The following is a 22,631-nucleotide window of genomic DNA, read 5'->3' as shown; positions in this document are numbered from 1 at the left end:
TCCGTTGGGGATCATGAAAAGGATCATGACGATCACGTGCAGAGAAACGATCGGGGAGACCCATGCGCATCGGACTCTTCGCCACCTGTCTGGGAGACACGCTCTTCCCGGAGGCGGTGAAATCCACCGCGGTGCTGCTGGCCCGCCTGGGTCACGACGTGGTGTTCCCGCCGGGGCAGACCTGCTGCGGCCAGATGCACGTCAACACCGGCTACCAGCGCGAGCCCGTCCCGCTGGTGCGCAATTTCGCCGAGCAGTTCGGTGACGCCTCCATCGAGGCCGTAGTCATGCCCTCGGGATCATGCGCGGGCTCCGTCCGCCACCAGCACGAGATCGTCGCCGAACGGTACGGCGACGCGGCACTGCGCGCGGGCGTGGCCACGGTCAGGGCGAAGACGTACGAGCTCTCGGAGTTCCTCGTCGACGTGCTGGACGCCACCGATGTCGGCGCGTACTTCCCGCACCGGGTCACGTACCACCCCACCTGTCACTCGCTGCGCATGTTGCGGGTCGGTGAGAAGCCGCTGCGGCTGCTGCGGGCCGTCGACTCGATCGATCTCGTCGAGCTGCCGGAGGCCGACGCCTGCTGCGGGTTCGGCGGCACCTTCGCGCTGAAGAACGCCGACACGTCCACCGCGATGCTCCAGGACAAGATGCGCAACATCGCCACCACCGGGGCCGAGGTGTGCACCGCCGGCGACTCGTCCTGTCTGATGCACATCGGCGGCGGGCTCTCCCGGATCAGCTCCGGCACCCGCACCCTGCACCTGGCCCAGATCCTCTCCGCCACCCGCACCTCGCCGTACGTCCCGACGGAGGCCGCCCGATGAGCAGCACCTTTCTCGGCATGCCCGCGACGCCGCCCCGCTCCCCGTACGGGACGGGCAATCTGCGCGGCGACCGGAAGTTCCCCGCGGCGGCCCACGACGACCTGGGCAACGGACAGCTGCGCCGCAACCTCGGCAGGGCCACCCACACCATCCGCGCCAAACGCCTCAACGTCACCGGCGAACTGCCCGACTGGGAGGCGCTGCGCGACGCGGGCGCGGCCATCAAGACCGACACCATGAACCGCCTCCCCGAGCTGCTGGAGGAGCTGGAGCGCAAGGTCACGGAGCGCGGCGGCACCGTCCACTGGGCCAGGGACGGCGGCGAGGCCAACGAGATCGTCGCGCGACTGGTCAAGGAGACCGGGAGCAAGGAGGTCATCAAGGTCAAGTCGATGGCCACCCAGGAGATCGGCCTCAACGAGCACCTCGAATCCATCGGCATCACCCCGTACGAGACCGACCTCGCCGAGCTCATCGTGCAGCTCGCCGACGACAAGCCCTCGCACATCCTGGTGCCCGCGATCCACCGCAACCGCGACGAGATCCGGGAGATCTTCCTCAAGGAGATCCCGGGCGTCGACCCCTCGCTGGACAACGTCCCGGCCCACCTGGCCGCCGCGGCACGCGCGTACCTGCGCGAGAAGTTCATGACGACCAAGGTCGCCGTCTCCGGGGCCAACTTCGGCATCGCCGAGACCGGCACCCTGTCCGTCGTCGAGTCGGAGGGCAACGGCCGCATGTGCCTGACCCTGCCCGACACCCTGATCACCGTCATGGGCATCGAGAAGGTGCTGCCGCGCTACCAGGACCTGGAAGTCTTCCTCCAGTTGCTGCCGCGCTCCTCCACCGGCGAGCGGATGAACCCGTACACCTCGATGTGGACCGGAGTCACCCCCGGCGACGGGCCGCAGACCTTCCACCTGGTGCTCCTCGACAACGGACGCACCGCGGCGCTCGCGGACAGCATCGGCCGCGAGGCGCTCAACTGCATCCGCTGCTCGGCCTGTCTCAACGTCTGCCCGGTGTACGAACGGGCCGGCGGACACGCCTACGGATCGACCTACCCCGGACCGATCGGGGCCGTGCTCACCCCGCAGCTCGCCGGCATGCACGCCGCGAAGGACGACCCCAACAGCTCGCTGCCGTACGCCTCCAGCCTCTGCGGGGCCTGCTTCGACGCCTGCCCGGTCAAGATCGACATCCCCTCGCTGCTGGTCGAGCTGCGCCACCAGCACACCGAACAGGCCGGCACCACCCCCGAACAGCTCGCCATGAAGGCGGCGGCCGCGGTGATGGGCAGGCCGAAACTGTTCACCGCCGCGCAGACGGCGTCCGGGCTCGGCCGCGTCATCGCCGGACGGGACAAGAAGATCTCCCACCTGCCGCCGCCGTTCAACGGCTGGAGCGACAGCCGCGACACCCCGGCCCCGCCCAGTCAGACCTTCCGCTCCTGGCTGGCCTCCGCCGAGGGCGCGGCGACGATGCGGGCGGCCGCCGACGAACACACGCGCAACCAGCAGCAGGAGGAGGAGAAGTGACGACCGCTCGCGAAACGGTGCTCGGCCGCGTCCGGGACGCCCTGGCCCTGGCGCCCGCGCAGGAGACCCCGATCCCACGCGACTACCGCACCGGGCGCACCCTCCCCGACGCGGAGCGCCTGGCCCTGTTCACCGACCGGCTCGTCGACTACAAGGCCCAGGTCCACCCCTGCACCGCCGAGCGCACGGCCGAGGTCGTCGCCGAGGTGCTGCGGGAGCGGGGAGCCGCGCGGATCGGGGTGCCCGCCGGTCTCGATCCCGGCTGGCTGGCCGCCTACGAGGGGGAGGTCCAACAGGACTCCGCCGACATCCCGGCGCCCCGGCTCGACGCCCTCGACGGCGTCGTCACCGCATCGGCCGCCGGCTGCGCCGAGACCGGCACGATCTTCCTGGACGGTTCACCCGACCAGGGCCGGCGGGCGCTGTCCCTGGTGCCCGACCTCCACGTCTGCGTCGTCGACCTGTCGGCCGTGGAGGTGGGCGTACCGGAGGCGGTCGCCCGGCTGGTGCCCGAACGCCCGACGACCCTGATCAGCGGCCCCTCGGCCACCTCCGACATCGAACTCGAACGGGTGGAGGGAGTGCACGGCCCGCGCACCCTTGCCGTCATCATCCGTACGGACGCGTGAGAGAAGGGGGTGCGCGGCCACCGGCCGCGCACCCCCTTCCGTCCACCTCAGCCGTGCTCGACCGTCACCGGCCCGAAGGTGACCCGGGTCGTCGCCGCGTCCTCGGCCCAGCACACCTCGACCGTGTCCCCGTCGACGTTCACCCCGCTCACCACCGCGTCGAGCGCGGCCGCGCCGGGCTCCGCGGTGAGCGAGGCGAGCGCGACCAGCACCACCGTGCCCTCCGCGTCGGCGCCCAGCCGGGGCAGCACCGCCCAGGGCGTGTACGCGGTGCCCTGCGGGGCGCGTACCTCGTCCCGTGACTCCCAGCCGTGCAGACCGCGCAGCGCGGACGTGACCGGGGACCCGGGACCGGTCGCCCAGCCCGTCTCCTCGACCCGGGCGCCGGGAGGCGCGCCGAGCACCCGGTGCACCCGGAGCTCGTAACGGCCGCGGACCACCGTCACGCTCTCCACTCGCAGCCCCGGCTCCGTGGCGGCGCCGCTCGCGAAGACCGGGCGGTGCCAGGAGGCGGCCCAGCCCCAGCCGTCGCCGCCGCCCGCGCCGAGCGGGCGGATGGCGCGGCGGCGGCTGCGGATTCCGCCGACGACCACGGCCAGGTGGTTGTCCGCGGCGTTGGCCCGCGCCGTGGGCCCGGTGACCGTCGAGTACGCCTGACGGCTGTACAGCGGATCGTCCTGCGCCGCCGACTCGCCCTCGTGCGGCCTGACATGGTCGCTGCCGTGGTTGTGCAGCCGGACGATCCCGTCCGCCCGGGTCGACTGGACGAGCAGGCCGGGCGCGGGCAGCGCCAATACCCGGTCCGGCCCCTCGCTCGGCGCCGGCTCCTCGGTCGCCGTCCACAGCGGATGGTCCTCCGGGGCCAGCAGGGACACGAAGGCCTTGGACGCCCAGTAGGGGGAGGAAGGACCGGAGTAGGGCTGGAGCGTCGCCTCGTGCGGCCCGTGCCAGCCCAGGCTCAGCAGCCCGTCGGTGCCGGTCGCGCCCCGGTCCAGGAAGTAGCGCAGCGCCCCGCTGATCACCCGCCGCGACGTACCCGGCGTGAGCGGGGTGTGCCCGGTCAGCGCACCGAGCCCGACCGCCGCACCGGCCGCGAAACGGTAGGTCAGCGAGCGGCCGAAGTGGATCGGTGCCCCGTCCCCGCCGAACAGCAGCCCGAAGCTCTCCAGGTGTTCGCTCAGCCGCGCCCCGTAGTGCGCGGCGAACTCCGCGTCACCGGAGAGGTGGGCGTCGAGCACCGGGTAGAGGTGCAGCGCCCAGCCGTTGTAGTGGTCGAAGGCGCGGCCGTCGCCGTCCGCGTACCAGCCCTGGCCCCGGTACCAGACCTCCATCAGGTCGCGGGCCCGCTCCCGGGCCCGCGCGGTCTCGGCGTCGCCCCGGCCCACCGACTCCAGGAACCCGGCCACCGAGTACGGGAACAGGTACCAGTTGTTCGCCGCGGGGGTGTGCCGCAGTGCGCCGCGCAGCCACTCCTCCGCGCGGTCCTGGACGGCCGGTTCCAGCCGGTCCCAGAGCCAGGGCCGGGTGAGCCGCAGCCCGATGGCGACAGAGGCGGACTCCACCATGGGCTGGCCGAAGACGGTGTGGTCGCGGATCAGCGGCCAGGACTCGGCGTCGTCCCGGCCCGGCGTACGGGTACCGGCCGCGAGCCCGTCCGCGTACCGCTCCAGCCAGCCGTGCGGGTCCTTGCCGCCCGCGCCCGCGACCCGGAAGGCGGCGGCCAGGAACGTGCGCGCGTATCCCTCCAGGCCGTCCGAGCGGACCCCGGAGGCGGACGGGCGTCCCGGCAGGTCGAGCAGCGCGCTGCCGGGGGTGGCCCACCGCCAGGCGGCCTTGAGCAGTCCGTCCGCGGCGGCCTCCCAGTGCGCGCGGGTGTATCCGGTGACCGGGCTCTTCGCCCGGTCGTCGGCGGGGAGCTCCAGCGGGGAGTCGGGGTGCGGTCGGTTCATGCGAGGAATGCCAGCCTTTCGCGTCGTACGGGATGGGCGAATCCGTCGCCCGCGGCCCAGCGTTCGCTCTCGCTCACGGCCAGATCGACGAGCCGCCGCCACTCGTTGCCCTGGGAACCCGCGAGGTGCGGGGTGATCAGGGCGTTCTCGCAGTCCCACAGGGGGTGTTCGGCCGGCAGCGTGTCGGGGTCCGTGACGTCGAGGACCGCCCGGATACGGTTCCGCAGGAGTACGTCGGTCAGCGCGTCCTGATCGACGACGGCGCCGCGCGCGGTGTTGATCAGCACTCCGTCCGGCCGCATGGACATGAGCAGTTCACGGCTGACGAGCTTGCGGGTGGCGGGCAGCAGCGGGGTGTGGACGCTCACCACGTCGCTGCGCGCGAACAGTTCACCGAGATCCACCGCCCGGACCCCGAGTTCGGCCGCCTCCTCCTCGGAGACGTACGGATCGTGCAGCAGCACCCGCAGGTCGTAGGGGCGCAGCAGTTCGATGACCCGCCGGCCGATGAGCGAGGCGGACAGGATGCCCACGGTCCGGCCGTAGTTGCCCACCTGCGGGGAGGTGGCCAGCCAGTTGCCGCGGTGCCGCTCGGCGCGGTAGTCGCGGGCCCGTTCCAGCGCCTGTTTCCCGGAGAGCAGGATCATCGCGACGGTGTACTCCGCGACCGGCAGGGCGTTCGCCGCGGCGGCCGACGACACCTCGATGCCCCGGTCCCAGCAGGCCTCCGTGATGTGCCCGCGCACGCTTCCGGCCGTGTGCGCGACGGCGCGCAGCCGGGGCGCGGCGGCCAGCGCCGCCTCGTCGAGCGGCGGACAGCCCCAGCCGGTGACCAGCAGCTCCGTGTCCGCGAGTACGGCGCGGGCCCGCTCCGTGGTGAAGTCGTCGAGCACGGGCAGCGGCGCGAGATCGCACACCTGTGAGAGCGCGTCCAGCGACGCGGCGTCCAGCAGGGCGGCCGCGGCATCCGGCTTCATCGCGACGGCGGCACGCGGCCTGCGCCGTGCGGCGGGGGTGGGTGCGGTGGTGCTTGGCATCTTTCTCCTGGTACGGGGATGAGGTGCGGACCGGAACGGCTACTTGACGGCGCCCGCGGTGAGCCCCGACTTCCAGAAGCGCTGGAGCAGCGCGAAGGCGAGGATCAACGGCAGGACCGCGAGCAGCGAACCCATGATGACCACGGGGTAGTACTCGGGTGAGACGGTGGCGGAGCTGTTCCAGGTGTAGAGGCCGAGGCTGACCGGATACAGGTCCTGGTCGGACAGCATCACCATGGGCAGGAAGAAGTTGTTCCAGATCGCGGTGAGCTGGAAGAGGAACACCGTGACCAGCCCGGGACCGAGCATCCGCAGCGCGACCCGGAAGTACGTGGTGAGTTCCCCGGCCCCGTCCACCCGGGCCGCTTCGAGCACCTCGTTGGGCACGTAGCCCTGGCTGAATATCCGTCCCAGGTACACGCCGAAGGGGTTGAAGAGCACCGGGATGAACACCGACCAGAAGGTGTTGACCAGGCCGGTGCCGGACGCCATCAGGTACAGCGGCAGCGCCAGCACGGTCTGCGGCACCATCACCGCCGCGAGGACCAGGCCGAACAGCTTCTCCTTGTGCCGGAAGCGGTACTTGTCGAAGGCGTACCCGCAGGCGATGCTGATCAGCGCGCCGAGCGCCGCGCCCAGGACCGCGTACAGCAGGCTGTTGCCGTACCAGCGCCCGTACACACCGCCGTCCATCGCGAACAGGTCCTTGAGGTTCTGCGCGAAGGAGAAGTGGTCGAGCGAGAGCACATCGCTGCCGAACAGGGCGTCGCGGTCCTTCGAAGAAGCGAGCACCAGCCACAGCACCGGCAGCAGCGTGTACAGCACGGAGATGCCGACGACCAGATTGACGACGGAGCGGCCGAGCAGCCGGGGGCGCAGGGCGGCGGAGGTACGGGCGGGACTCGTCGCGCTCATCGGACGTCCTCCTCTGGGGCGTTGGAGCGGTTGGTCCAGCGGGTCACGCCGTAGGAGAGCGCGATCGTGAGGACCAGCAGGACGACCGAAGCCGCGGCGGCCAGGCCGTAGTTGTTACGGGTGAACGCGGCGTCGTAGATGTACATGCTGGGCGAGAACCGGGAGCTGATCATCGGCGTCGACTGGCTCAGCAGCATCGGCTCGGTGAAGAGCTGGAGCGCGAAGATCAGGGTGAACATCGCGACCATCACGATCGAGGAGCGCACCAGCGGCGTCTTGACCTGGAGCGCGGTGCGCACCGGTCCGGCACCGTCGACGACGGACGCCTCGATGACCTCGCGCGGCACGGCCTGCAACGCGGCGTAGAAGACCACCATGTTGTAGCCGAGGTTGCTCCACAGCGCGATGTTCACGATCGACGGGACGACCGTGTGCACGCCGAGGAAGTCGATCGTGATGTCGGCCTTGCCGAGCAGATCGACCACCGGGCTCAGCCCGGGCGTGTACAGGTAGAGCCAGATGACGGCGGCGATGATGCCGGGCACGGCGTGCGGGAGGAAGAGCCCGAGCTGCGCCCAGGAGCGCAGCCGCACCACTCCGGAGTCCAGCAGAAGTGCCAGCGCGAGCGCGCCGATCACCATGACCGGGATGTAGATGAGGCAGTACAGGACGACGGTGCCCAGGCCGCTGAGGAACGTCGGGTCGGTCAGCACGGCGGTGTAGCTGCGCAGCCCGACGAAGACCCTGCGCTCGGGGCCGAAGCCGAGTCCGGGCTGGTCGTCGGCGAAGAAACTGAGCCAGACGGCGGTGGCGACCGGGATCAGGAAGACCGTCACCAGGAGGATGAAGAAGGGGGTCATCAGGGCGCCGGCCGCGCCGAGTTCACGGCGCCGGGCGGACTTGCGGGGGCTGCCCGGGGGTGTGGCGGGGTCCGGCGACGCGGCGGAACCGGTCGCGGCCACGGGGGCGGAAGCCTGCGTGGTGAGCGGGCTGGTCATCGGTGTCACCTGCCTCTCTGCTGCTGGGATCGGGGACGGGCTGCGGGTCTGCTGCCGGGTGCCGGTACGGGCTGCGGGTCGGCTGCCGGGTACGGGCGCGGGCTGCGGATCCGCTGCTCAGCTGCTGTGTTCTGTGGTGGACAGGCCCAGCGCCCTGAGGTCGGGCATCGTGCCCCGCTGAGCGGCGCGCACGGACTCGATCACCGAGCCCTGGCCGCCGCCGACCCGGGCGAAGCCGTCCTGCATGACCTTCTGGGTGGCGGTCATCCGGGGTCCCCACGTCCAGCCGTCCCGGATCTTGTGGGCCTCCTGGTCGAAGAGCGTGTAGATGTCCTGGCCGCTGTAGTAGGCGCGGTCGAAGGCCTTGCGGCCGACGGCGACGAGGCCGGGGGCGGCCGGGTACTGGCTGCTGGCTCCGCTGGAGAGCCGGGCCAGCAGCGCGTCGGGGTGCGCGACCTGCCACTCGATGAACTCCAGCGCGGCTTCCGGGTGGTCACTGCTGCTGGTGACCGCGAAGGTCGATCCGCCGTGGGTGCCGAGCGCCGGCTCCGCCCCGTCCCACTGGGGGAGCGGGGCGATGGCCCACTGTCCCTTCTGGCCGGGCCTGGCGTTCATCTGCGCCCCGGCGTCCCAGGCGCCGGTGAACCGGACCAGAACCTCGCCGGAGCCGACCTGGGCGTCGTAGGCCCTGCTGTCCACGGGACTCATGACGACCAGGTCCTCGTCGATCAGCCGCTGCCAGTACGCCGCCACACGGCGGGTCGGCGCGTCGGCCAGCGACACGTTCCAGGCGCCGCCGCGGGTGTCGAACCACTGCCCACCGGCCTGCCACGCGAAGGAGGCGAACTGGAAGGCGCCGTCGGTGGCGAACGCCGACAGCCTGCGGCCGGGCGCCTTGTCCCGCACGGTGCGGGACGCCTCCTCGAACGCCTCCCAGGTGCGCGGGACTTCGATGCCGTACTTCGCGAACAGGTCGCTGCGGTAGTGCATCACCATCGGTTCGACGTCGAGCGGCAGGCTGAAGACCCGCTTCTCGAACGTGGTGAGCCCCAGCGCCTGCGGCAGCAGCTTGGCGCGCAGGCCCTCGCTCAGCATGTCAGTGATGTCCACGGCGACCCCGTCGATGGCGAAGCCGGGGACCTGGGGGTACTCGATCGTCGCGACGTCCGGGGCGTTGCCGGCCCGGGAGGCGTTGCTGAGCTTCGCGTAACCGCCCTGGGGCCCCGAGGGGATCTGCTGGAAGTCGACCTGGATCGTGCGGTGCGTCCGGTTGAACGCGTCCACCACCTCCTTGCTGCCGCGCAGCGCGGACCAGAAGGTGATGCGTGTGGCGTTGCGGCCGGTCCCGCCGGCCTTGCTGGTCCTGCTCGTGCTCTTCGGCCCCGATGTGCCACCGCTGCAGGCGCTCAGGGCGCCCGCCAGCGGTACTGCGGCCATCGTGGCGAGCATGGATCGACGGCTCTGTCGACCGGGCATGGGCGCCTCCCGCGGCTCCTGATTGAGGACACGGGGAATCCTGTTCGGCTGATCGGTAACGGTCAATAGATCGCTCAGAAGAAAATTAAAGCGGTCAAACGATCAGTCCGTGGTGAGAGTGACCGCCTGGGCCGATCCGCGGACCTTCAACTCCGGCAGCAGCTCCGTCCGGCGCACCGGTCCGGCGGCCCCGGCCGTGCCGGAGAGCCGGTGGAGCAGCAGCTCGGCGGCCGCCCTGCCGATCTCCGCCTTGGGCGGCGACACCGCGGTCAGCGGCGTGCTGCCGAGGGCCGCGACCACGTCGTCGTACGCCACCACCGAGCAGTCCCCGGGCACCCGCACACCGTTCTCGGCCAGGCGCTGCACCAGCATCAGCGCGTCCACGTCGCCGTGCAGCACCGCCGCCGTGGCCCCGCGCTCGCGCAACAGGGCGGCCAGGTCGGGCGCGTGCCCCGCGCTGCCGGGGGAGACGGGCGGCGCCTGCCCCGCCTCGGCCGGACCCGGCCCCGGCACCGCGTTCGGTGAGCTCAGCACGACCGTCCAGTCCTCCACCTCCGGGCGCTCCGCCGCGATCCCGGCGAACGCGGCACGCACCGTGCGGGCCGTCGGGCTGTCGTCGCGGGCGGCCAGCACGATCCGGCGGTGGCCCAGCGCCACCAGGTGCTCCACGGCCAGGTGCACCCCGTACCAGTGGTCGGAACAGACGGAGTCCAGGGCGTGCAGCGCGCTGCCCGGCCGGGGCCGCCGCTCCATCAGCACGGTCGGCACCCCCACATCCGCCAGCCAGCCGTAGTCCAGCTCCTCCGAGAGCGTGTGGCGCCACCGCGGGGCGATCAGCAGCCCGCGCGCGCCGTCCGCCAGCGCCCGCTCCACCAGCGGGCGTTCGGCACCTGCCGACTGCGGCGCGATGTGCAGCGCGATCCGGATCCCGGCCTCCTCCAGCACGCTCCGGGCGCCGTGCAGCGTCTCGTACAGGTACGAATGCCGCTCCGGCACGACCAGCGCGACCGCACCGCCCTCACCGGCCGGCCCGTCGCCCCGCACGGCCGGTGCGGGCGCGACGCCCGCCGGTTCCCGCAGCGGCCTGGCCACACCGTGACCGCGCCGCAGCCGCCCGGCCCGGGTCAGCTCCTCGACATCGCGCCGGACCGTGACCACCGAGACGTCCAGCTCCGCGGCGAGCACGCTGACCTTGACCGGGCCCCGCGACTCCACCACCGACATGATCCGCTGACGCCTGAGCTCAACCGGCTCCCGCATGCTGCTGGCCCCCTGCCGTACCGCTGCGCGTTGTTCGTTTGAACGCTTCCAGTGAGCGCTTGGAGCGCAGCATAGCCATGCCGCTTCCCCAGCTGGGTAAAGGCCGAAAATCATGGCAGATTACGATCTGTTTTCGGCATGGACACTCTCACTCTCTGGCAACTGGCGGCACTGGCCGCGGCATCCGCGCTCGTCGGCTTCTCCAAGACGGCCGTCAGCGGCGCCAACACGATCAGCCTCGCGGTCTTCGCGGCGGTCCTCCCCGCCCGCGAGTCCACCGGAGTGCTGCTCCCGATCCTCATCGCCGGCGATGTGCTCGCCGTGCTCACCTACCGCCGCCACGCGCACTGGCCGACGCTGCTGCGGCTCTTTCCCGCCGTCGCCGTCGGCGTGGTGGCGGGCACGCTGTTCATGATGTGGGCGGGCGACGCCGCCGTACGGACCTCGATCGGGGCGATCCTGCTCTTCATGGCGGGCGTCACGGTCTGGCGCCGCCGCACCGCCGCCGGGAGCGGGGAGCCGGCGCCGGACACGGGCCCACCGGACACGGCGGAGCGGCTCAAAGCCCGCTCGTACGGGGTGCTCGGCGGCTTCACCACCATGGTCGCCAACGCGGGCGGCCCGGTCATGTCGCTCTATCTGCTCTCCGCCGGATTCCGCAAGCTCGGCTTCCTCGGCACCTCCGCGTGGTTCTTCCTGATCGTCAACACGTCCAAGGTGCCGTTCAGCGTGGGCCTCGGACTGATCGACGGGCGCTCGCTGCTGCTCGACGCCTGCATGCTGCTGTTCGTGCTCCCCGGCGCCTGGATCGGCCGCAAGTGCGTGGACCGGATCAACCAGACGCTCTTCGAACGCCTGGTCATCGGGGCGACCGTGCTGGGCGGCCTCCAACTGCTGCTGAACTGACGGCGGCCCTTCCGGATCGCGGTGATCCGGAAGGGCCGACGGCGGTATCTCAACGGCATCCCTGGCGTCAGATGATGCCTTCCTCGATCTCCGCCTGCTCGCGGGCGTTGCCGTACGCCGACGGCGTGCTGTACGAACGCCGCGCGACGAACCACCACACGGTGGCCAGTACCAGCACGGCGACCAGCGCGATCGAGGCGTAGTTCATCGAGTCGATCGTCACCGGGGACGACTGCGGCAGCAGGAACAGCACGGTGACGATCGAGACCCACACCACGGCGATCCAGCCGACCGGCTTCGACCAGCGGCCCAGGTGCCACGGCCCGCGCTCGAAGCGGTCACCGGCGCGCAGCTTCAGGAAGATCGGGATCGCGTAGGCGGGCGTGATGCCGATGACGTTGATCGCGGTCACCGCGCCGTACGCGGTCGCGGAGTACAGCGACGGAACGGCGAGCAGTCCGGCGACGACGACCGACAGCCACACCGCGTTCACCGGCGTCTGGGTGCGGGCGCTCACCTTGCGCCACAGCGCGGATCCGGGCAGCGCGTTGTCCCGGCTGAAGGCGAACACCATCCGGCTGGCGGCGGCGACCTCGGCGTTGCCGCAGAACAGCTGCGCCGCGATCACGATCAGCAGCATGGCCGTGGCGCCCGAGGTGCCCAGCGCGTCGATCAGGATCTGGGCGGGCGGCACCCCGGTGGCGCTGTCCTGGGTGCCCGCGTAGTCCTGGATCGCGAAGGTCAGCCCGGCGAGCAGGACGAATCCGGCCACCCAGGAGACCCAGATCGAACGGACGATGCCGCGGGCCGCGGAGACCGAGGCGTTCGAGGTCTCCTCCGACAGGTGGGCGGAGGCGTCGTAGCCGCAGAAGGTGTACTGGGCCAGCAGCAGGCCGATCGCCGCCACGTAGAGCGGGTTCTCCCAGCCGGTGTCATTGACGAACTCGGTGAAGACGAACGACGGAGACTGGTGGTGCGACGGCACGATCGCCAGCACCGAGACGATCACCGCGACACCGGCCAGGTGCCACCACACGCTGATCGAGTTGAGCACGCTGACGAGCCGCACACCGAAGAGGTTCAGCACGGCGTGCAGCAGCAGGATGCAGAGGAAGATCACCATCGTCTTGCCCGGTGTGGGGGTGAACCCCCACTGCAGATTCATCAGCGCCCCGGTGAACAGCGCGGCACCGTAGTCGATGCCGGCGATCGCGCCGAGCAGCCCGAGCAGATTCAACCAGCCCGTGTACCAGCCCCACTTACGGCCGCCGAGCCGGTCCGCCATGTAGTACAGCGCCCCGGAGGTCGGGTACGCGCTGGTGACCTCGGCGAGCGCCATGCCCACGCAGAGCACGAACAGGCCGACACCGGCCCAGCCCCACAGCATCACCGCGGGCCCGCCCGTCGACATGCCGAAGCCGTACAGGGTCATGCAGCCGGACAGGATCGAGATGACGGAGAAGCTGATGGCGAAGTTGCCGAAGCCGCCCATCCGGCGCGCGAGCACCGGCTGGTAGCCCAGCTCGCGCAGCCGCTGCTCCTCGTCCTTCGGCGTGTTGGCCTCGGAACCCGTGTGGGTCGAGGTGGATATGGACATGGGGGGCCTCCGTGAGCGGTGATGATGCGGGGGACAGTGAGGGTCGGCGCGGGTACGGGGGACAGTGAGGGTCGGCGCGGGTACGGGTGAGGGGCGGTGCGGGTGCCCGCTCAGCCGTGCGGTCCCCTGCCGGGGTCGCGGACCGCGGCCAGGGCGCGGCCGCGGGCGCGCAGGAACACTTCCTCCGCGCCGCCGGGGTCCTTGGGGCCTCGGGTGCGGTACGCCCAGGGCAGTGAGGTGAAGTAGGGGCCGAGCTCCCTGAACACCGGTGCCGCGTCGGCGAACTTGAGCGCCCCCCACAGCGCGTGCGCCAGATGGTTCAGGTCGAGCAGCGTATGGCTGGCGGCGGGTGTGCGCAGGAACCAGATCTCCAGGGCGCGGACGGCGTCGCGCTCCGCGTCCTCGGTCACCCAGTGCAGGTCCAGGGCCTTCTCGTGGCCGCGTTCGCGCCGGTAGCGCTCGACCCGCACATACAGCGGAAGCACATGGAGGGCGGACCCGGCAGGCGCGGAGGACGCCGCCCACTGGACGAAGTTGACCGCCTCCGAGAGCGAGCCGCCCGCCTTGCGCGCGTACACGAACTGGAGCATCCGGTGGTACGCCTCGCGGTTGTACGGATCGCGTTTGTCCGCCTCCGCCAGCAGGCCCCAGGGGCCGGGAAAGAGCATCGGCCCCGGCGGGTGCAGCCGGTGCTCCTCCAGCCGCTGGCGCTCGTCCAGCTGGGAGAGGGCCAGCAGGCACACCCAGGGGACCGGATCGGCGGGCGAGGCGTGGGCGGCGGAGCGGCAGGACTCCCAGGCCTGCTGCCACAGCTCCTGTGCGCGGCCGTGCCCCTCGCGGTGGGCCCGGACGGCCCGTTCCACGACGACCCGGGCGTGCATCACGGCGGCCGCGACGCTGCGGGGCTCCTCGGTCAGCCAGGCCTGTACCGCGTCCGAGCCCGCTGCGACGGCTCCGAGCACCTGGGTGCGTTGGGTCCACAGGGTCCAGTCCGGGGTGCTCTCCAGCAGATCGCGCATGGAGAGCCAGCGTCCCGTCCGTAAGTCCTGTAACGCGGAACGGAGGTCGTTGTCGTGGCCGGCCGGATGGTAGACCGGCCGGAAATCACTGTTGGCCATGGACGTGCTCTGGACGTGGTGTCGTTCTCATCGATCCTCAAGGACGTGGGGGGTGAAACAGCTGTTGAAATATGAACTGCTGTAAAGCGTCCGGTTGTTGCTCGGCGGTGAGTGTAGAGCCCATTGCGCCGAACCCCCGAATGAATCATGGATCTTATTCAAGTCGCCTCAGCAAATGGGAGGTTGAACGTCAAAGGACGGTTCCGGACATACGTATTTGTGGTGCTTGACTCAACCGCTGGGCTGCACCACTCTGGGGTCCCGCCACCGAAGATCACGATTCCGTTCTAGCCCCGGAGTACGCGTCCCATGGAGAGCCGATGACAGGTCCGGTACTCGCCGTGGACCAGGGGACCTCCGGCACCAAGGCGCTGGTGATCTGTCCGGAGCGCGGTGTGATCGGCTCCGCTTCCGCTCCGGTGCGCCCCCGGTTCGGTGCCGGTGGAGTGGTCGAGGCGGACCCGGCCGAGCTGTTCGATTCGGTCGTCGACGCCGGACGGCGGGCCCTGGCCGAAGCGGGCGAACCGGCCGTCGCCGTCGGCCTCGCCAATCAGGGCGAGACCGTGCTCGCCTGGGATCCGGGGACCGGCAGACCGCTCACCGAGGCGATCGTCTGGCAGGACCGGCGGTCCGCCGGGCTCTGTGCCGGACTCGCGGAATACGGGGAGGAGTTGAGGGAGCTCACCGGACTCCCTCTCGACCCCTACTTCGCCGCCCCGAAGATGGCCTGGATCCGCCGCGAACTGACCCGCGAGGGAGTTGTCACCACCAGCGACTCCTGGCTCGTCCACCGGCTCACCGGAGAGTTCGTCACGGACGCAGCGACTGCCGGACGTACCCAGCTGCTCGACCTCGACCGGGTCGGCTGGTCACCCGCCGCGCTGGACATCTTCGGTCTCGGGGACGAACGCCTGCCGTCGGTGGTCGACGCCGCCGGAGCGTTCGGGACGACGACCGCGTTCGGGCCCGAGCTGCCGCTGACCGGCCTCCTCGTCGACCAGCAGGCCGCCCTGCTGGCTCAGGGCGCGCTGGAGCCGGGCGCCGCCAAGTGCACCTACGGCACCGGCGCGTTCCTGCTGGCCCAGACGGGCGCGGTGCCGCGCCGCAGCTCCACCGGACTGGTCAGCTGCGTGGCCTGGCGGCTCGGCGGGCGGACCAGCTACTGCCTGGACGGGCAGGTCTATACGGCGGCCTCCGCCGTGCGCTGGCTCACGGACCTCAAGGTGATCTCCGGTGCAGCGGACCTCGATCCGGTCGGCGGCTCCGTCCCCGACTCCGGGGGCGTCACCTTCGTACCGGCGCTCGCCGGACTCGCCGCCCCCTGGTGGCGCGGGGACCTCCGGGGTTCGGTGACCGGACTGAGCCTGGACACCACCGCCGGACACCTGGTGCGGGCGCTGTGCGAGGGCATCGCCGCACAGGTGGTCGAGCTGGCCGAAGCGGTGGCGGCCGATCTGGGCGAGCGGCCCGGGGTGCTGCGCGTCGACGGCGGTCTGACCCGCTCGGCCCTGCTCATGCAGACCCAGGCCGATCTGCTGCAACGGCCCGTCGAGGTGTCCGCGCTGCCCGACGTCACCGCGCTCGGCGTGGGCGCCGCTGCCCGGCTCGGCCTCGATCCGGGGCTCTCGCCGCACCGGGCGGTGCCCGACTGGGAGCCGGCCGCGGTGTACGAGCCGAGGATCGGCCCTGAGGAGGCCGCCGAGCGGCTCGCCGGATTCCGGGCGGCGGTCGGCACCCTTCTGGAGCGGTCGTGACGGCTTCCCGGACCGGGCGATGACCCGGACCGTCACCAGGGCCGGGCAACCGCTGCCCGAGGGCCAGGAGTACGACGTCACGGTCATCGGCGCGGGAGTGGTCGGCACCGCCATCGCCCGCGAACTGGCCCGCCACCGCGTCCGTACCGCACTCGTCGAGGCCTCGGACGACATCGGCAACGGCACGTCCAAGGCCAACACCGCGATCCTGCACACCGGGTTCGACGCCGTGCCAGGTTCGCTGGAGGCCCGGCTGGTCCGTGAGGGGCAGCGCAGACTCGCCGCGTACGCCGCCGAGACGGGCATCCCCGTCGAACGCGTCGGCGCCCTCCTCGTCGCCTGGGACCAGGAACAACTAGACGCACTCCCAAGCCTGTTGGCCAAGGCCGAGAGCAACGGCTACCACGCGGCCCGGCTGCTGGACGCGAGCCGGCTCACCGAGCTCGAACCGCACCTGGGGCCGGGCGCGCTCGGCGCGCTGGAGATCCCCGACGAGTCCGTCATCTGTCCATGGACCACCCCGCTCGCCTTCGCCACCCAGGCGGTCCTGGCCGGCGTCCACCTGCACCTGGACTGCCGCGTCACGGCCATCGAGCCCGGTACTGAGCCCGGCGCCGGGCCGGGTACTGAGCCCGGCACCGGTGTCCACACCCTGACGACCACTCGCGGCACGCTCCGCACCCGGGCACTGATCAACGCCGCCGGACTGCACGCCGACGAGATCGACCGCCTCCTCGGGCACGACGCCTTCACCGTCACACCGCGGCGCGGGCAGCTCATCGTCTACGACAAGCTCGCCCGCGATCTCGTCCGCCACATCCTGCTCCCCGTCCCCACCGCCGCCGGCAAGGGCGTCCTGGTGGCACCGACCGTCTTCGGCAACGTGCTGCTCGGCCCCACCGCGGAGGAGCTCGACGACAAGGCCGCCACCGAGTCGACGCGGGACGGACTCGCGCTGCTGCGGGAGAAGGGGCGCCGCGTCCTGCCCCGGCTGATCGACGAGGAGGTCACCGCCGTCTACGCGGGGCTGCGGGCGGCCACCGGCCAGGAGGACTACCGGATCAAGGAGTACCCGGAGCTGCGCTATGTCGCCGTCGGCGGCATCAGGTCCACCGGACTGACCGCCTCCATGGCCATCGCCGCACACGTCACAGAGCTGCTCGCCCGCACCGGCCTCGACCTGGGCGCACCCGTCGAGCTGCCGCCCGTCACCATGCCGAACCTGGGGGAGGCGGCAGAGCGCCCCTACCTGGACGCCGGTCTCATCGCGGCGGACCCCGCCTACGGCACCGTGGTCTGCCACTGCGAACGTGTCACAGAGGGCGAGATCCGCGACGCACTGGACTCCGTGCTGCCGCCCCGCTCGGTCGAAGGACTCGCGCGCAGGACGCGGGCCGGCAACGGCCGCTGCCAGGGCTTCTACTGCGGAGCCCGGCTCCGCGCACTGACCGGGAGGAAGCGGACATGACCCGCCGCGAGCGGACGGCCGACGTGCTGGTCGTCGGAGCGGGCCCGGCCGGACTCGGCGCCGCGGCCGAACTCGCCGCGTCCGGGGTACCGGTGGAGGTCCTGGAGCGCGAGCAGAGCGCGGGCGGCATCCCACGCCACTGCCACCACGGCGGCTTCGGCGTCCGCCGGACCATCACCATCAACGGCGGCGGTCTGAGCGGTCCCGAGTACGCCCTGCGGTGCGCGGCCGCCGCCGAACGGGCCGGCGCCACCCTGCGTACCGGCATCACCGTCACCGGCTGGGCCGGAGCCCGCACCCTCGACGTCACGGGGCCGGACGGACTGGAACGGATCACCGCCCGCGCCGTCCTCCTCGCCACCGGCGCCAGAGAACGCCCCCGCAGCGCCCGGCTCGTCCCCGGCAGCCGCCCCGCGGGCGTCTACACCACCGGAGAACTCCAGCAGGCCGTCCACCTCCACCACCAGCACATCGGCACCCGCGCGGTGGTCGTCGGCGACGAACCGGTCGGCCACGCGGCGGCCGACACCCTGCGCGTCGCCGGAGCCGAGGTCGCCGCGCTGGTGACCGCCCGTCCACCGCAGCCCCTCGCCGTGCTGCGCCGGGGCCCCGGCGCACCGGTGCTCAGCCGCACCACCGTGACCGGCCTGACCGGTCGCGGCCGGCTCACCGGAGTCACGGTGCGGCACGAGGACGGCCGGACCACGACGCTCCGCTGCGACACCGTGGTCTTCACCGGCGACTGGATCCCCGACCACGAACTGGCCCGGCGCGGCGCGGTCGCCCTGGATCCGGGCACTCGCGGACCCGCCCACGACGCCTCGTACCGGACCGGCGAGCCCGGAGTCTTCGCCGTCGGAAATCTGCTGCACGCGGTGGAGAGCGCGGTCACCGCGGCGGCCGAGGGGCGGGCGGCGGCCGCCCCCGTACTGCGCTACCTGGCCACCGGAACGTGGCCCACCGGCCGTACGGCACTCGCGGTCGAGGCCCCGCTGATGTGGATCGCGCCCAATCTCATCGGCCCGGACGGGGACCCGCCGCTGAACAACCGCCTCGTCCTGCGTACCGGGCTGCGCAGGACCGCCCCACTGTTCGAGGTCCGCCAGGACGGGCGGCTGCTGCACCGGCAACGGCTGCTGCTGCCCGCCCGGCCCGGTGTCCCCCTCCACCTGTCCGCGGACTGGCTGGACCGGGCGGACCCGCACGGCGGCACCGTACGGATCCGCATGCGCTGACCGGGGGAGCCCGGGAAGGTCAGGGGATCAGCAGCCAGTCCGAACCGATCGCCGCGATCAGCCCGATCCCCAGCAGCCAACTGCCCAGCCGGGTGCGGCCGTTCCGGCTGAGCTCGATCACGATCCCGCACAGGATCAGCGCCAGCCCGTACACCCCGACCACCAGGACGGACGACCGGCTCGCGATCCGCAGCCCCAGGACGACCGCCATCGCGGCCATGCCGACGGAGGACAGGACGATGCGCAGCCGTCTCGCCTGACGTGGTGTCAGCCGACGCTCCTCGGCGTCGGGTGCGGCTATCGGGGTGTCCACGGCCTGGTCCTGGTCAGAAGTGCTCATGACGCGGGATGGTAATAGCTTCGCGGGGCCCTGTTCACCGCTCTCGGTCAAGGGGAGGGAAAGGACGCGCGCCCCCGCCGCCCGCTGCCGTCCCGGCTACCGGCTGCCGCCGCGCAGCCGCGGCGCCTCGGCAGCGGCGTCGACGGGCTCCGCGCCCGGCCCCTCCACCCGCCCGGCAAGCTCCCGCGCCCACCCGGTAAGCGCACCGACATCGATCCCGTGCGCCGGAGCACCACCACCGGCAGACTCCGCGGAGTCCACGGACTCCGAGCCGTCCGGTCCGCCCATGTACTCCGAAAGCGCCGCCGCGCCCCGCCGCAGCAGCCGCGCCCCGCCCGTCGCGTTGCCACGGGCGGCATGGGTCAGCCCGACCGCGAGCTGGGCCAGCCCGCGCCACAACTCCCGTTCCGCCACGGGGCCCGACTTCCACGCGTCCTCGAAAACCTCATGGGCGTGGAACGGCATCCCGGCGTCCAGCAGCCGCTGTGCCTCCCGCACGGTCTCCTGCGGGGAGCGCACCACCCCCTCGGGCTGCCGCTCCACCCCCGGCGAGCCGTACGGCAAGGGGCGCCCCAGCCCGTCGCGGGGGCGCGCGTTGTGCGCCCTTCCTTCGGTGTCGCGGTCCCTGCGTGTCTCGTCCACCCTTCGATTGTGCCCCGCACCTGCGGCGAACTCCCCGAAGCACTGTCGGTGGACACCCGCGCACGACTACTCTCGACAGTTGTCCGTACCACTTTGGGGGAGGGTAGGCATGCAACCGTCCCGGCCGCTGTACGAGCGCGAACCGGAGATCGCCGCTGCCGCACAAGCCGTCGACGCACTCTGCGGCGCGCAGGCGTCCGGCGGACTGCTGATCTTCAGCGGTGAGGCCGGCATCGGCAAGACGGCGCTACTGGCCGAGATCCAGGCCATGGCGGCCGACCGGTGCACCGTCTGGTCAGCACGCGGCGGCGAGACCGTCACCTCCGTACCGTTCCACGTCGTACGCCAACTCCTCCAGCCCGCACTGGAACAGCTCCCCGCCGACGACGTACGCGCCCTCTTCGGGTCCTGGTACGAGATCACCGCGCCCGCCCTCGGGCTCGTCGAGCCGACCGGCCCGCAGCCCGATCCGCAGGGTGTGCGCGACGGCCTCGACTGGGTCGTCTCACGGCTGGCCTCCCGGCTGAGCCACCGCCCGCTGCTGCTTCTCATCGACGACGCGCACTGGGCCGACGGCGAATCCCTCGCCTGGCTCGCCTCGTTCACCGCCCGGCTCGGTGAACTGCGCGTCCTGGTCGTCCAGGCGCACCGCCCGGAGGAGCTCGCCGCCCGGGAGTCCGCGCGCACCGCGGCCGGCGGACATCCGGCGCAGGTGCGCGTCGCCCTGCGGGCCCTCACCCCGGACGCCACCGCGGAACTGGTCCGCGCGGGCCTCGGTGAACACGCCGACGACCCGTTCTGCCGCGAGGTCTGGGCCGTCACCGGCGGCAACCCTTACGAGGCGGTCGAACTCGTCGCCAAGGTCCAGGACCGCGAGCTGGCCCCGCTGGAGGAGTCCGCAGGGCTGCTGCGCGAACTCGGCGCGTCCGCCCGCGGCAGCGGACTGGTCGCCCGGCTCGAACGGCTCGGCACCAACGCCAACCGCTTCGCCTGGGCCGCCGCGGTGCTCGGCACCGACATCTCCCAGGACCTCGCCGCGACGCTGGCCGGAATGAGCCCCGCGGAGGCGGCGGACTGCACGGCCCGGCTGCGCGAGGCCCGTATCGTCAGCGGCTTCGACCCGCTGGAGTTCGTCCACCCGCTGATCGCCACCGCCGTGTACCGCTCGATTCCGCCGGCCACCCGCACCGCCATGCACGGCCGGGCGGCCTGGGCCATCACCCGGGCCGGTCTCGGCCCCGCCGCGGCCTCCCGGCATCTGCTCGAAGTCCATCCGGACGACGACCACGAACTCGTCGAGCAACTGCGGGCAGCCGCGGCACAGCACCTCGCCGTCGGCGCCCCGGAGGCGGCCCGCCGCTGTCTGGAACGGGCTCTCCAGGAACCACCGCGCCAGGACGTGCACGCCACCCTGCTCTACGAGCTGGGCTGTGCCACGCTCCTCAGCTCGCCACCCACCACCGTGCGGCATCTGCGTGCCGCGCTCGACCTCCCGGGACTCGCCGACAATCTGCGGGTCGACGCCACGTTCCGGCTCGCCGCCGCGCTGTCCCACAACAACCAGTTGAAGGAGGCCGCGCTCGCCCTCGCGGCCGAGGCCGGGCGGACCGCGCCAGGACCCGGCCTGATGCGCCTCCAGGCGGCACACTTCCTCTGGGAGGGCATGCAGGCGACCGAGGACGACGGTCCGGGCCGCTCCCGCAGGCTCGCCGCCAACGCCGACCACCTCACCGGCCGGGACAACGCGGAGCGGGCCCTGCTCACCCTGCGGGCCTTCGACGCCATGCTGCGCGGCGAGAACTCCCAGCTGATCGTCGACCTCTGCGAACGCGCCCTGGTCAACGGCCATCCGGCCCGGGGTCTCGGCTGGACCGATACGGAATGGGGCTTCGAACTCCCCACCCTGCTCGGCATCACCTACGCATTCACCGACCGGCTCGACCGCGCGGAGGAGCTTTTCGGCGAAGCGGTGCGCGCCTTCGAGATCTCCGGCTGGAGCGGCGCCCACCTGGCCTTCGCCCATACGCTCCTCGGCCTGGTCAACCGTCGTCGCGGGCGCCTCGCGGAGGCCGAGGGCTTCCTGCGCGAGGGCCTGCGCCTGGCCGACCGGGTCGGCAGCGGGCTGCCCGTCCACTGGGACGCCGCCTGCCTGCTCATCGACACACTGCTGGCCCGCGGCCGTGTCACGGAGGCCCGCAAGATCGCGGACCGGTACGACTTCGGTACGCCCTACCCCAGTGCCATGGTGCTGCCCGACGGCCCGTGCGTCCGGGGCCGTCTGCTGCTGGCCGAGGGGCGTACGAAAGAGGCGGTCACCGAACTGGAGGCGGCCGGTCAGGCCCTCGAACCGCGCGGCAGGTTCAACGGCATCTGGGGACCCTGGGCCGGCGACCTGGCACGGGCGCTGGCGGAGGAGGACCCCGGCCGCGCCGCCCGGATCGCCAACTCCGCCCGAGTGCACGCCGAGCGCTTCGGAACGGAGACCGCGATCGGTGAGGCACTGCGCTGCGTCGCCCTCTTCGCCCGCCCGGAGGAGGCCGAACAGCTGCTGGCCGAGGCGGTCCGCCATCTGGAGGCGTCCCCGTCCGGCTACGAGTTCGCGCTCGCCCTCGTCGAGCACGGCATCGCGGCCCGCTCCCCGGCAGAGCTCGCGCGGGCGTACAAGCTGGCGACGGCCTGTGGCGCGGAATCCCTGGCGACCCGCGCCCAGCAGGCACGGGCGTCAATGCGGTCCACCGAGTGAGGTAATGTTTGTCCTGCGCGGCCGCCCGGGACACCGGGAGGAATCGCAGCGGGACGTGGCGCAGCTTGGTAGCGCACTTGACTGGGGGTCAAGGGGTCGCAGGTTCAAATCCTGTCGTCCCGACTGGAGACAGTCGCAGGTCAGGGGCCGTTTCAGAGAAATCTGAAACGGCCCCTGACCTTTTTGGGTACCGGGG

General features: G+C 72.0%; 18 protein-coding genes and 1 tRNA gene. 9 read left to right on the top strand and 10 right to left on the bottom strand.

The genetic code is table 11. The features are described 5' to 3' along the window. Window positions 1–62 precede the first annotated feature (62 nt). From ACFVQ0_RS03035 to ACFVQ0_RS03025, 3 genes are read left to right on the top strand one after another with little or no spacing between them, the layout of a single operon-like run. Window positions 63–830, top strand: coding sequence for a (Fe-S)-binding protein (locus ACFVQ0_RS03035; protein ID WP_390083971.1), 768 nt, complete (start codon window positions 63–65; stop codon window positions 828–830). Next, the gene (locus ACFVQ0_RS03030) at window positions 827–2,368 is read left to right on the top strand and encodes a lactate utilization protein B (protein ID WP_390083969.1); all 1,542 of its coding nucleotides are present in this window, start codon (window positions 827–829) and stop codon (window positions 2,366–2,368) included. Before ACFVQ0_RS03035 ends, ACFVQ0_RS03030 begins: the two co-directional genes overlap by 4 nt. Beyond that, window positions 2,365–2,997, top strand: coding sequence for a lactate utilization protein C (locus ACFVQ0_RS03025; RefSeq protein WP_390083967.1), 633 nt, complete (start codon window positions 2,365–2,367; stop codon window positions 2,995–2,997). The genes ACFVQ0_RS03030 and ACFVQ0_RS03025 overlap by 4 nt, the downstream gene beginning before the upstream one ends. Before the next feature lie 47 nt (window positions 2,998–3,044). Here the strand turns inward: ACFVQ0_RS03025 and ACFVQ0_RS03020 are convergent, their stop codons facing one another. From ACFVQ0_RS03020 to ACFVQ0_RS02995, 6 genes are all read right to left on the bottom strand, one after another. Continuing rightward, window positions 3,045–4,946, bottom strand: coding sequence for a DUF2264 domain-containing protein (locus ACFVQ0_RS03020; RefSeq protein WP_390083965.1), 1,902 nt, complete (start codon window positions 4,944–4,946; stop codon window positions 3,045–3,047). After that, on the bottom strand, window positions 4,943–5,983 hold the full coding sequence (locus tag ACFVQ0_RS03015) for a hydroxyacid dehydrogenase (protein WP_390083963.1): 1,041 nt from the start codon (window positions 5,981–5,983) through the stop codon (window positions 4,943–4,945). The genes ACFVQ0_RS03020 and ACFVQ0_RS03015 overlap by 4 nt, the downstream gene beginning before the upstream one ends. A gap of 39 nt (window positions 5,984–6,022) precedes the next feature. Continuing rightward, complete coding sequence (locus tag ACFVQ0_RS03010) at window positions 6,023–6,898, bottom strand: carbohydrate ABC transporter permease (RefSeq protein WP_390083961.1); 876 nt, start codon at window positions 6,896–6,898, stop codon at window positions 6,023–6,025. Then, a complete protein-coding gene (locus ACFVQ0_RS03005; protein WP_390083959.1) occupies window positions 6,895–7,896 on the bottom strand; it encodes a carbohydrate ABC transporter permease in 1,002 nt (333 codons plus the stop codon). The genes ACFVQ0_RS03010 and ACFVQ0_RS03005 overlap by 4 nt, the downstream gene beginning before the upstream one ends. 117 nt (window positions 7,897–8,013) lie before the next feature. Further along, window positions 8,014–9,372 carry an ABC transporter substrate-binding protein gene (locus ACFVQ0_RS03000; protein WP_390083958.1) on the bottom strand — a complete coding sequence of 453 codons (1,359 nt, stop codon included), beginning with the start codon at window positions 9,370–9,372 and terminating at the stop codon, window positions 8,014–8,016. Between the two features lie 102 nt (window positions 9,373–9,474). Further along, window positions 9,475–10,632, bottom strand: coding sequence for a substrate-binding domain-containing protein (locus tag ACFVQ0_RS02995; RefSeq protein WP_390083957.1), 1,158 nt, complete (start codon window positions 10,630–10,632; stop codon window positions 9,475–9,477). Window positions 10,633–10,770: 138 nt separating this feature from the next. Here ACFVQ0_RS02995 and ACFVQ0_RS02990 point away from each other — a divergent pair, with 138 nt between their 5' ends. Then, on the top strand, window positions 10,771–11,538 hold the full coding sequence (locus tag ACFVQ0_RS02990; RefSeq protein ID WP_390083956.1) for a sulfite exporter TauE/SafE family protein: 768 nt from the start codon (window positions 10,771–10,773) through the stop codon (window positions 11,536–11,538). 67 nt (window positions 11,539–11,605) lie between these two features. Here ACFVQ0_RS02990 and ACFVQ0_RS02985 read toward each other — a convergent pair whose 3' ends face one another. Both ACFVQ0_RS02985 and ACFVQ0_RS02980 read right to left on the bottom strand, forming a co-directional pair. After that, entirely contained in the window at window positions 11,606–13,135 is a 1,530-nt protein-coding gene (locus ACFVQ0_RS02985; RefSeq protein ID WP_390083955.1) for an amino acid permease, read from the bottom strand. A gap of 110 nt (window positions 13,136–13,245) precedes the next feature. After that, window positions 13,246–14,253, bottom strand: coding sequence for a hypothetical protein (locus tag ACFVQ0_RS02980; protein WP_390083954.1), 1,008 nt, complete (start codon window positions 14,251–14,253; stop codon window positions 13,246–13,248). A 320-nt stretch (window positions 14,254–14,573) separates the two neighbouring features. Between ACFVQ0_RS02980 and ACFVQ0_RS02975 the strand changes: the two genes are divergently transcribed. Genes ACFVQ0_RS02975 through ACFVQ0_RS02965 form a run of 3 tightly spaced genes read left to right on the top strand, consistent with a single transcriptional unit; the run spans window position 14,574 to window position 18,710 of the window. Beyond that, complete coding sequence (locus ACFVQ0_RS02975) at window positions 14,574–16,007, top strand: FGGY family carbohydrate kinase (protein WP_390083952.1); 1,434 nt, start codon at window positions 14,574–14,576, stop codon at window positions 16,005–16,007. Between the two features lie 19 nt (window positions 16,008–16,026). Further along, on the top strand, window positions 16,027–17,475 hold the full coding sequence (locus ACFVQ0_RS02970) for an NAD(P)/FAD-dependent oxidoreductase (RefSeq protein WP_390083950.1): 1,449 nt from the start codon (window positions 16,027–16,029) through the stop codon (window positions 17,473–17,475). Beyond that, the gene (locus tag ACFVQ0_RS02965) at window positions 17,472–18,710 is read left to right on the top strand and encodes an FAD-dependent oxidoreductase (RefSeq protein ID WP_390083948.1); all 1,239 of its coding nucleotides are present in this window, start codon (window positions 17,472–17,474) and stop codon (window positions 18,708–18,710) included. Before ACFVQ0_RS02970 ends, ACFVQ0_RS02965 begins: the two co-directional genes overlap by 4 nt. A gap of 19 nt (window positions 18,711–18,729) precedes the next feature. Here ACFVQ0_RS02965 and ACFVQ0_RS02960 read toward each other — a convergent pair whose 3' ends face one another. Beyond that, the gene (locus tag ACFVQ0_RS02960; RefSeq protein WP_390083945.1) at window positions 18,730–19,050 is read right to left on the bottom strand and encodes a hypothetical protein; all 321 of its coding nucleotides are present in this window, start codon (window positions 19,048–19,050) and stop codon (window positions 18,730–18,732) included. Between the two features lie 96 nt (window positions 19,051–19,146). Continuing rightward, window positions 19,147–19,692, bottom strand: coding sequence for a DUF309 domain-containing protein (locus tag ACFVQ0_RS02955; RefSeq protein ID WP_390083944.1), 546 nt, complete (start codon window positions 19,690–19,692; stop codon window positions 19,147–19,149). A 109-nt stretch (window positions 19,693–19,801) separates the two neighbouring features. Here ACFVQ0_RS02955 and ACFVQ0_RS02950 point away from each other — a divergent pair, with 109 nt between their 5' ends. After that, entirely contained in the window at window positions 19,802–22,435 is a 2,634-nt protein-coding gene (locus tag ACFVQ0_RS02950) for an ATP-binding protein (RefSeq protein ID WP_390083942.1), read from the top strand. Window positions 22,436–22,484: 49 nt separating this feature from the next. Then, window positions 22,485–22,558: transfer RNA gene (locus ACFVQ0_RS02945), tRNA-Pro, on the top strand. Window positions 22,559–22,631 lie beyond the last annotated feature (73 nt).

The sequence above is a fragment of the Streptomyces sp. NPDC057900 genome (assembly GCF_042887885.1).
Taxonomy (GTDB): Bacteria; Actinomycetota; Actinomycetes; order Streptomycetales; family Streptomycetaceae; genus Streptomyces.
This window is presented reverse-complemented; position numbering and strand designations above follow the sequence as displayed.

Excerpts from the sequence above, each read along its gene's own strand:
- ACFVQ0_RS03035 (WP_390083971.1), top strand. The coding sequence starts at position 63 with ATGCGCATCGGACTCTTCGCCACCTGTCTGGGAGACACGCTCTTCCCG.
- ACFVQ0_RS03030 (WP_390083969.1), top strand. The coding sequence starts at position 827 with ATGAGCAGCACCTTTCTCGGCATGCCCGCGACGCCGCCCCGCTCCCCG.
- ACFVQ0_RS03020 (WP_390083965.1), bottom strand. The coding sequence starts at position 4,946 with ATGAACCGACCGCACCCCGACTCCCCGCTGGAGCTCCCCGCCGACGAC.
- ACFVQ0_RS03015 (WP_390083963.1), bottom strand. The coding sequence starts at position 5,983 with ATGCCAAGCACCACCGCACCCACCCCCGCCGCACGGCGCAGGCCGCGT.
- ACFVQ0_RS03010 (WP_390083961.1), bottom strand. The coding sequence starts at position 6,898 with ATGAGCGCGACGAGTCCCGCCCGTACCTCCGCCGCCCTGCGCCCCCGG.
- ACFVQ0_RS03005 (WP_390083959.1), bottom strand. The coding sequence starts at position 7,896 with ATGACCAGCCCGCTCACCACGCAGGCTTCCGCCCCCGTGGCCGCGACC.
- ACFVQ0_RS03000 (WP_390083958.1), bottom strand. The coding sequence starts at position 9,372 with ATGCCCGGTCGACAGAGCCGTCGATCCATGCTCGCCACGATGGCCGCA.
- ACFVQ0_RS02995 (WP_390083957.1), bottom strand. The coding sequence starts at position 10,632 with ATGCGGGAGCCGGTTGAGCTCAGGCGTCAGCGGATCATGTCGGTGGTG.
- ACFVQ0_RS02990 (WP_390083956.1), top strand. The coding sequence starts at position 10,771 with ATGGACACTCTCACTCTCTGGCAACTGGCGGCACTGGCCGCGGCATCC.
- ACFVQ0_RS02985 (WP_390083955.1), bottom strand. The coding sequence starts at position 13,135 with ATGTCCATATCCACCTCGACCCACACGGGTTCCGAGGCCAACACGCCG.
- ACFVQ0_RS02980 (WP_390083954.1), bottom strand. The coding sequence starts at position 14,253 with ATGGCCAACAGTGATTTCCGGCCGGTCTACCATCCGGCCGGCCACGAC.
- ACFVQ0_RS02975 (WP_390083952.1), top strand. The coding sequence starts at position 14,574 with ATGACAGGTCCGGTACTCGCCGTGGACCAGGGGACCTCCGGCACCAAG.
- ACFVQ0_RS02970 (WP_390083950.1), top strand. The coding sequence starts at position 16,027 with ATGACCCGGACCGTCACCAGGGCCGGGCAACCGCTGCCCGAGGGCCAG.
- ACFVQ0_RS02965 (WP_390083948.1), top strand. The coding sequence starts at position 17,472 with ATGACCCGCCGCGAGCGGACGGCCGACGTGCTGGTCGTCGGAGCGGGC.
- ACFVQ0_RS02960 (WP_390083945.1), bottom strand. The coding sequence starts at position 19,050 with ATGAGCACTTCTGACCAGGACCAGGCCGTGGACACCCCGATAGCCGCA.
- ACFVQ0_RS02950 (WP_390083942.1), top strand. The coding sequence starts at position 19,802 with ATGCAACCGTCCCGGCCGCTGTACGAGCGCGAACCGGAGATCGCCGCT.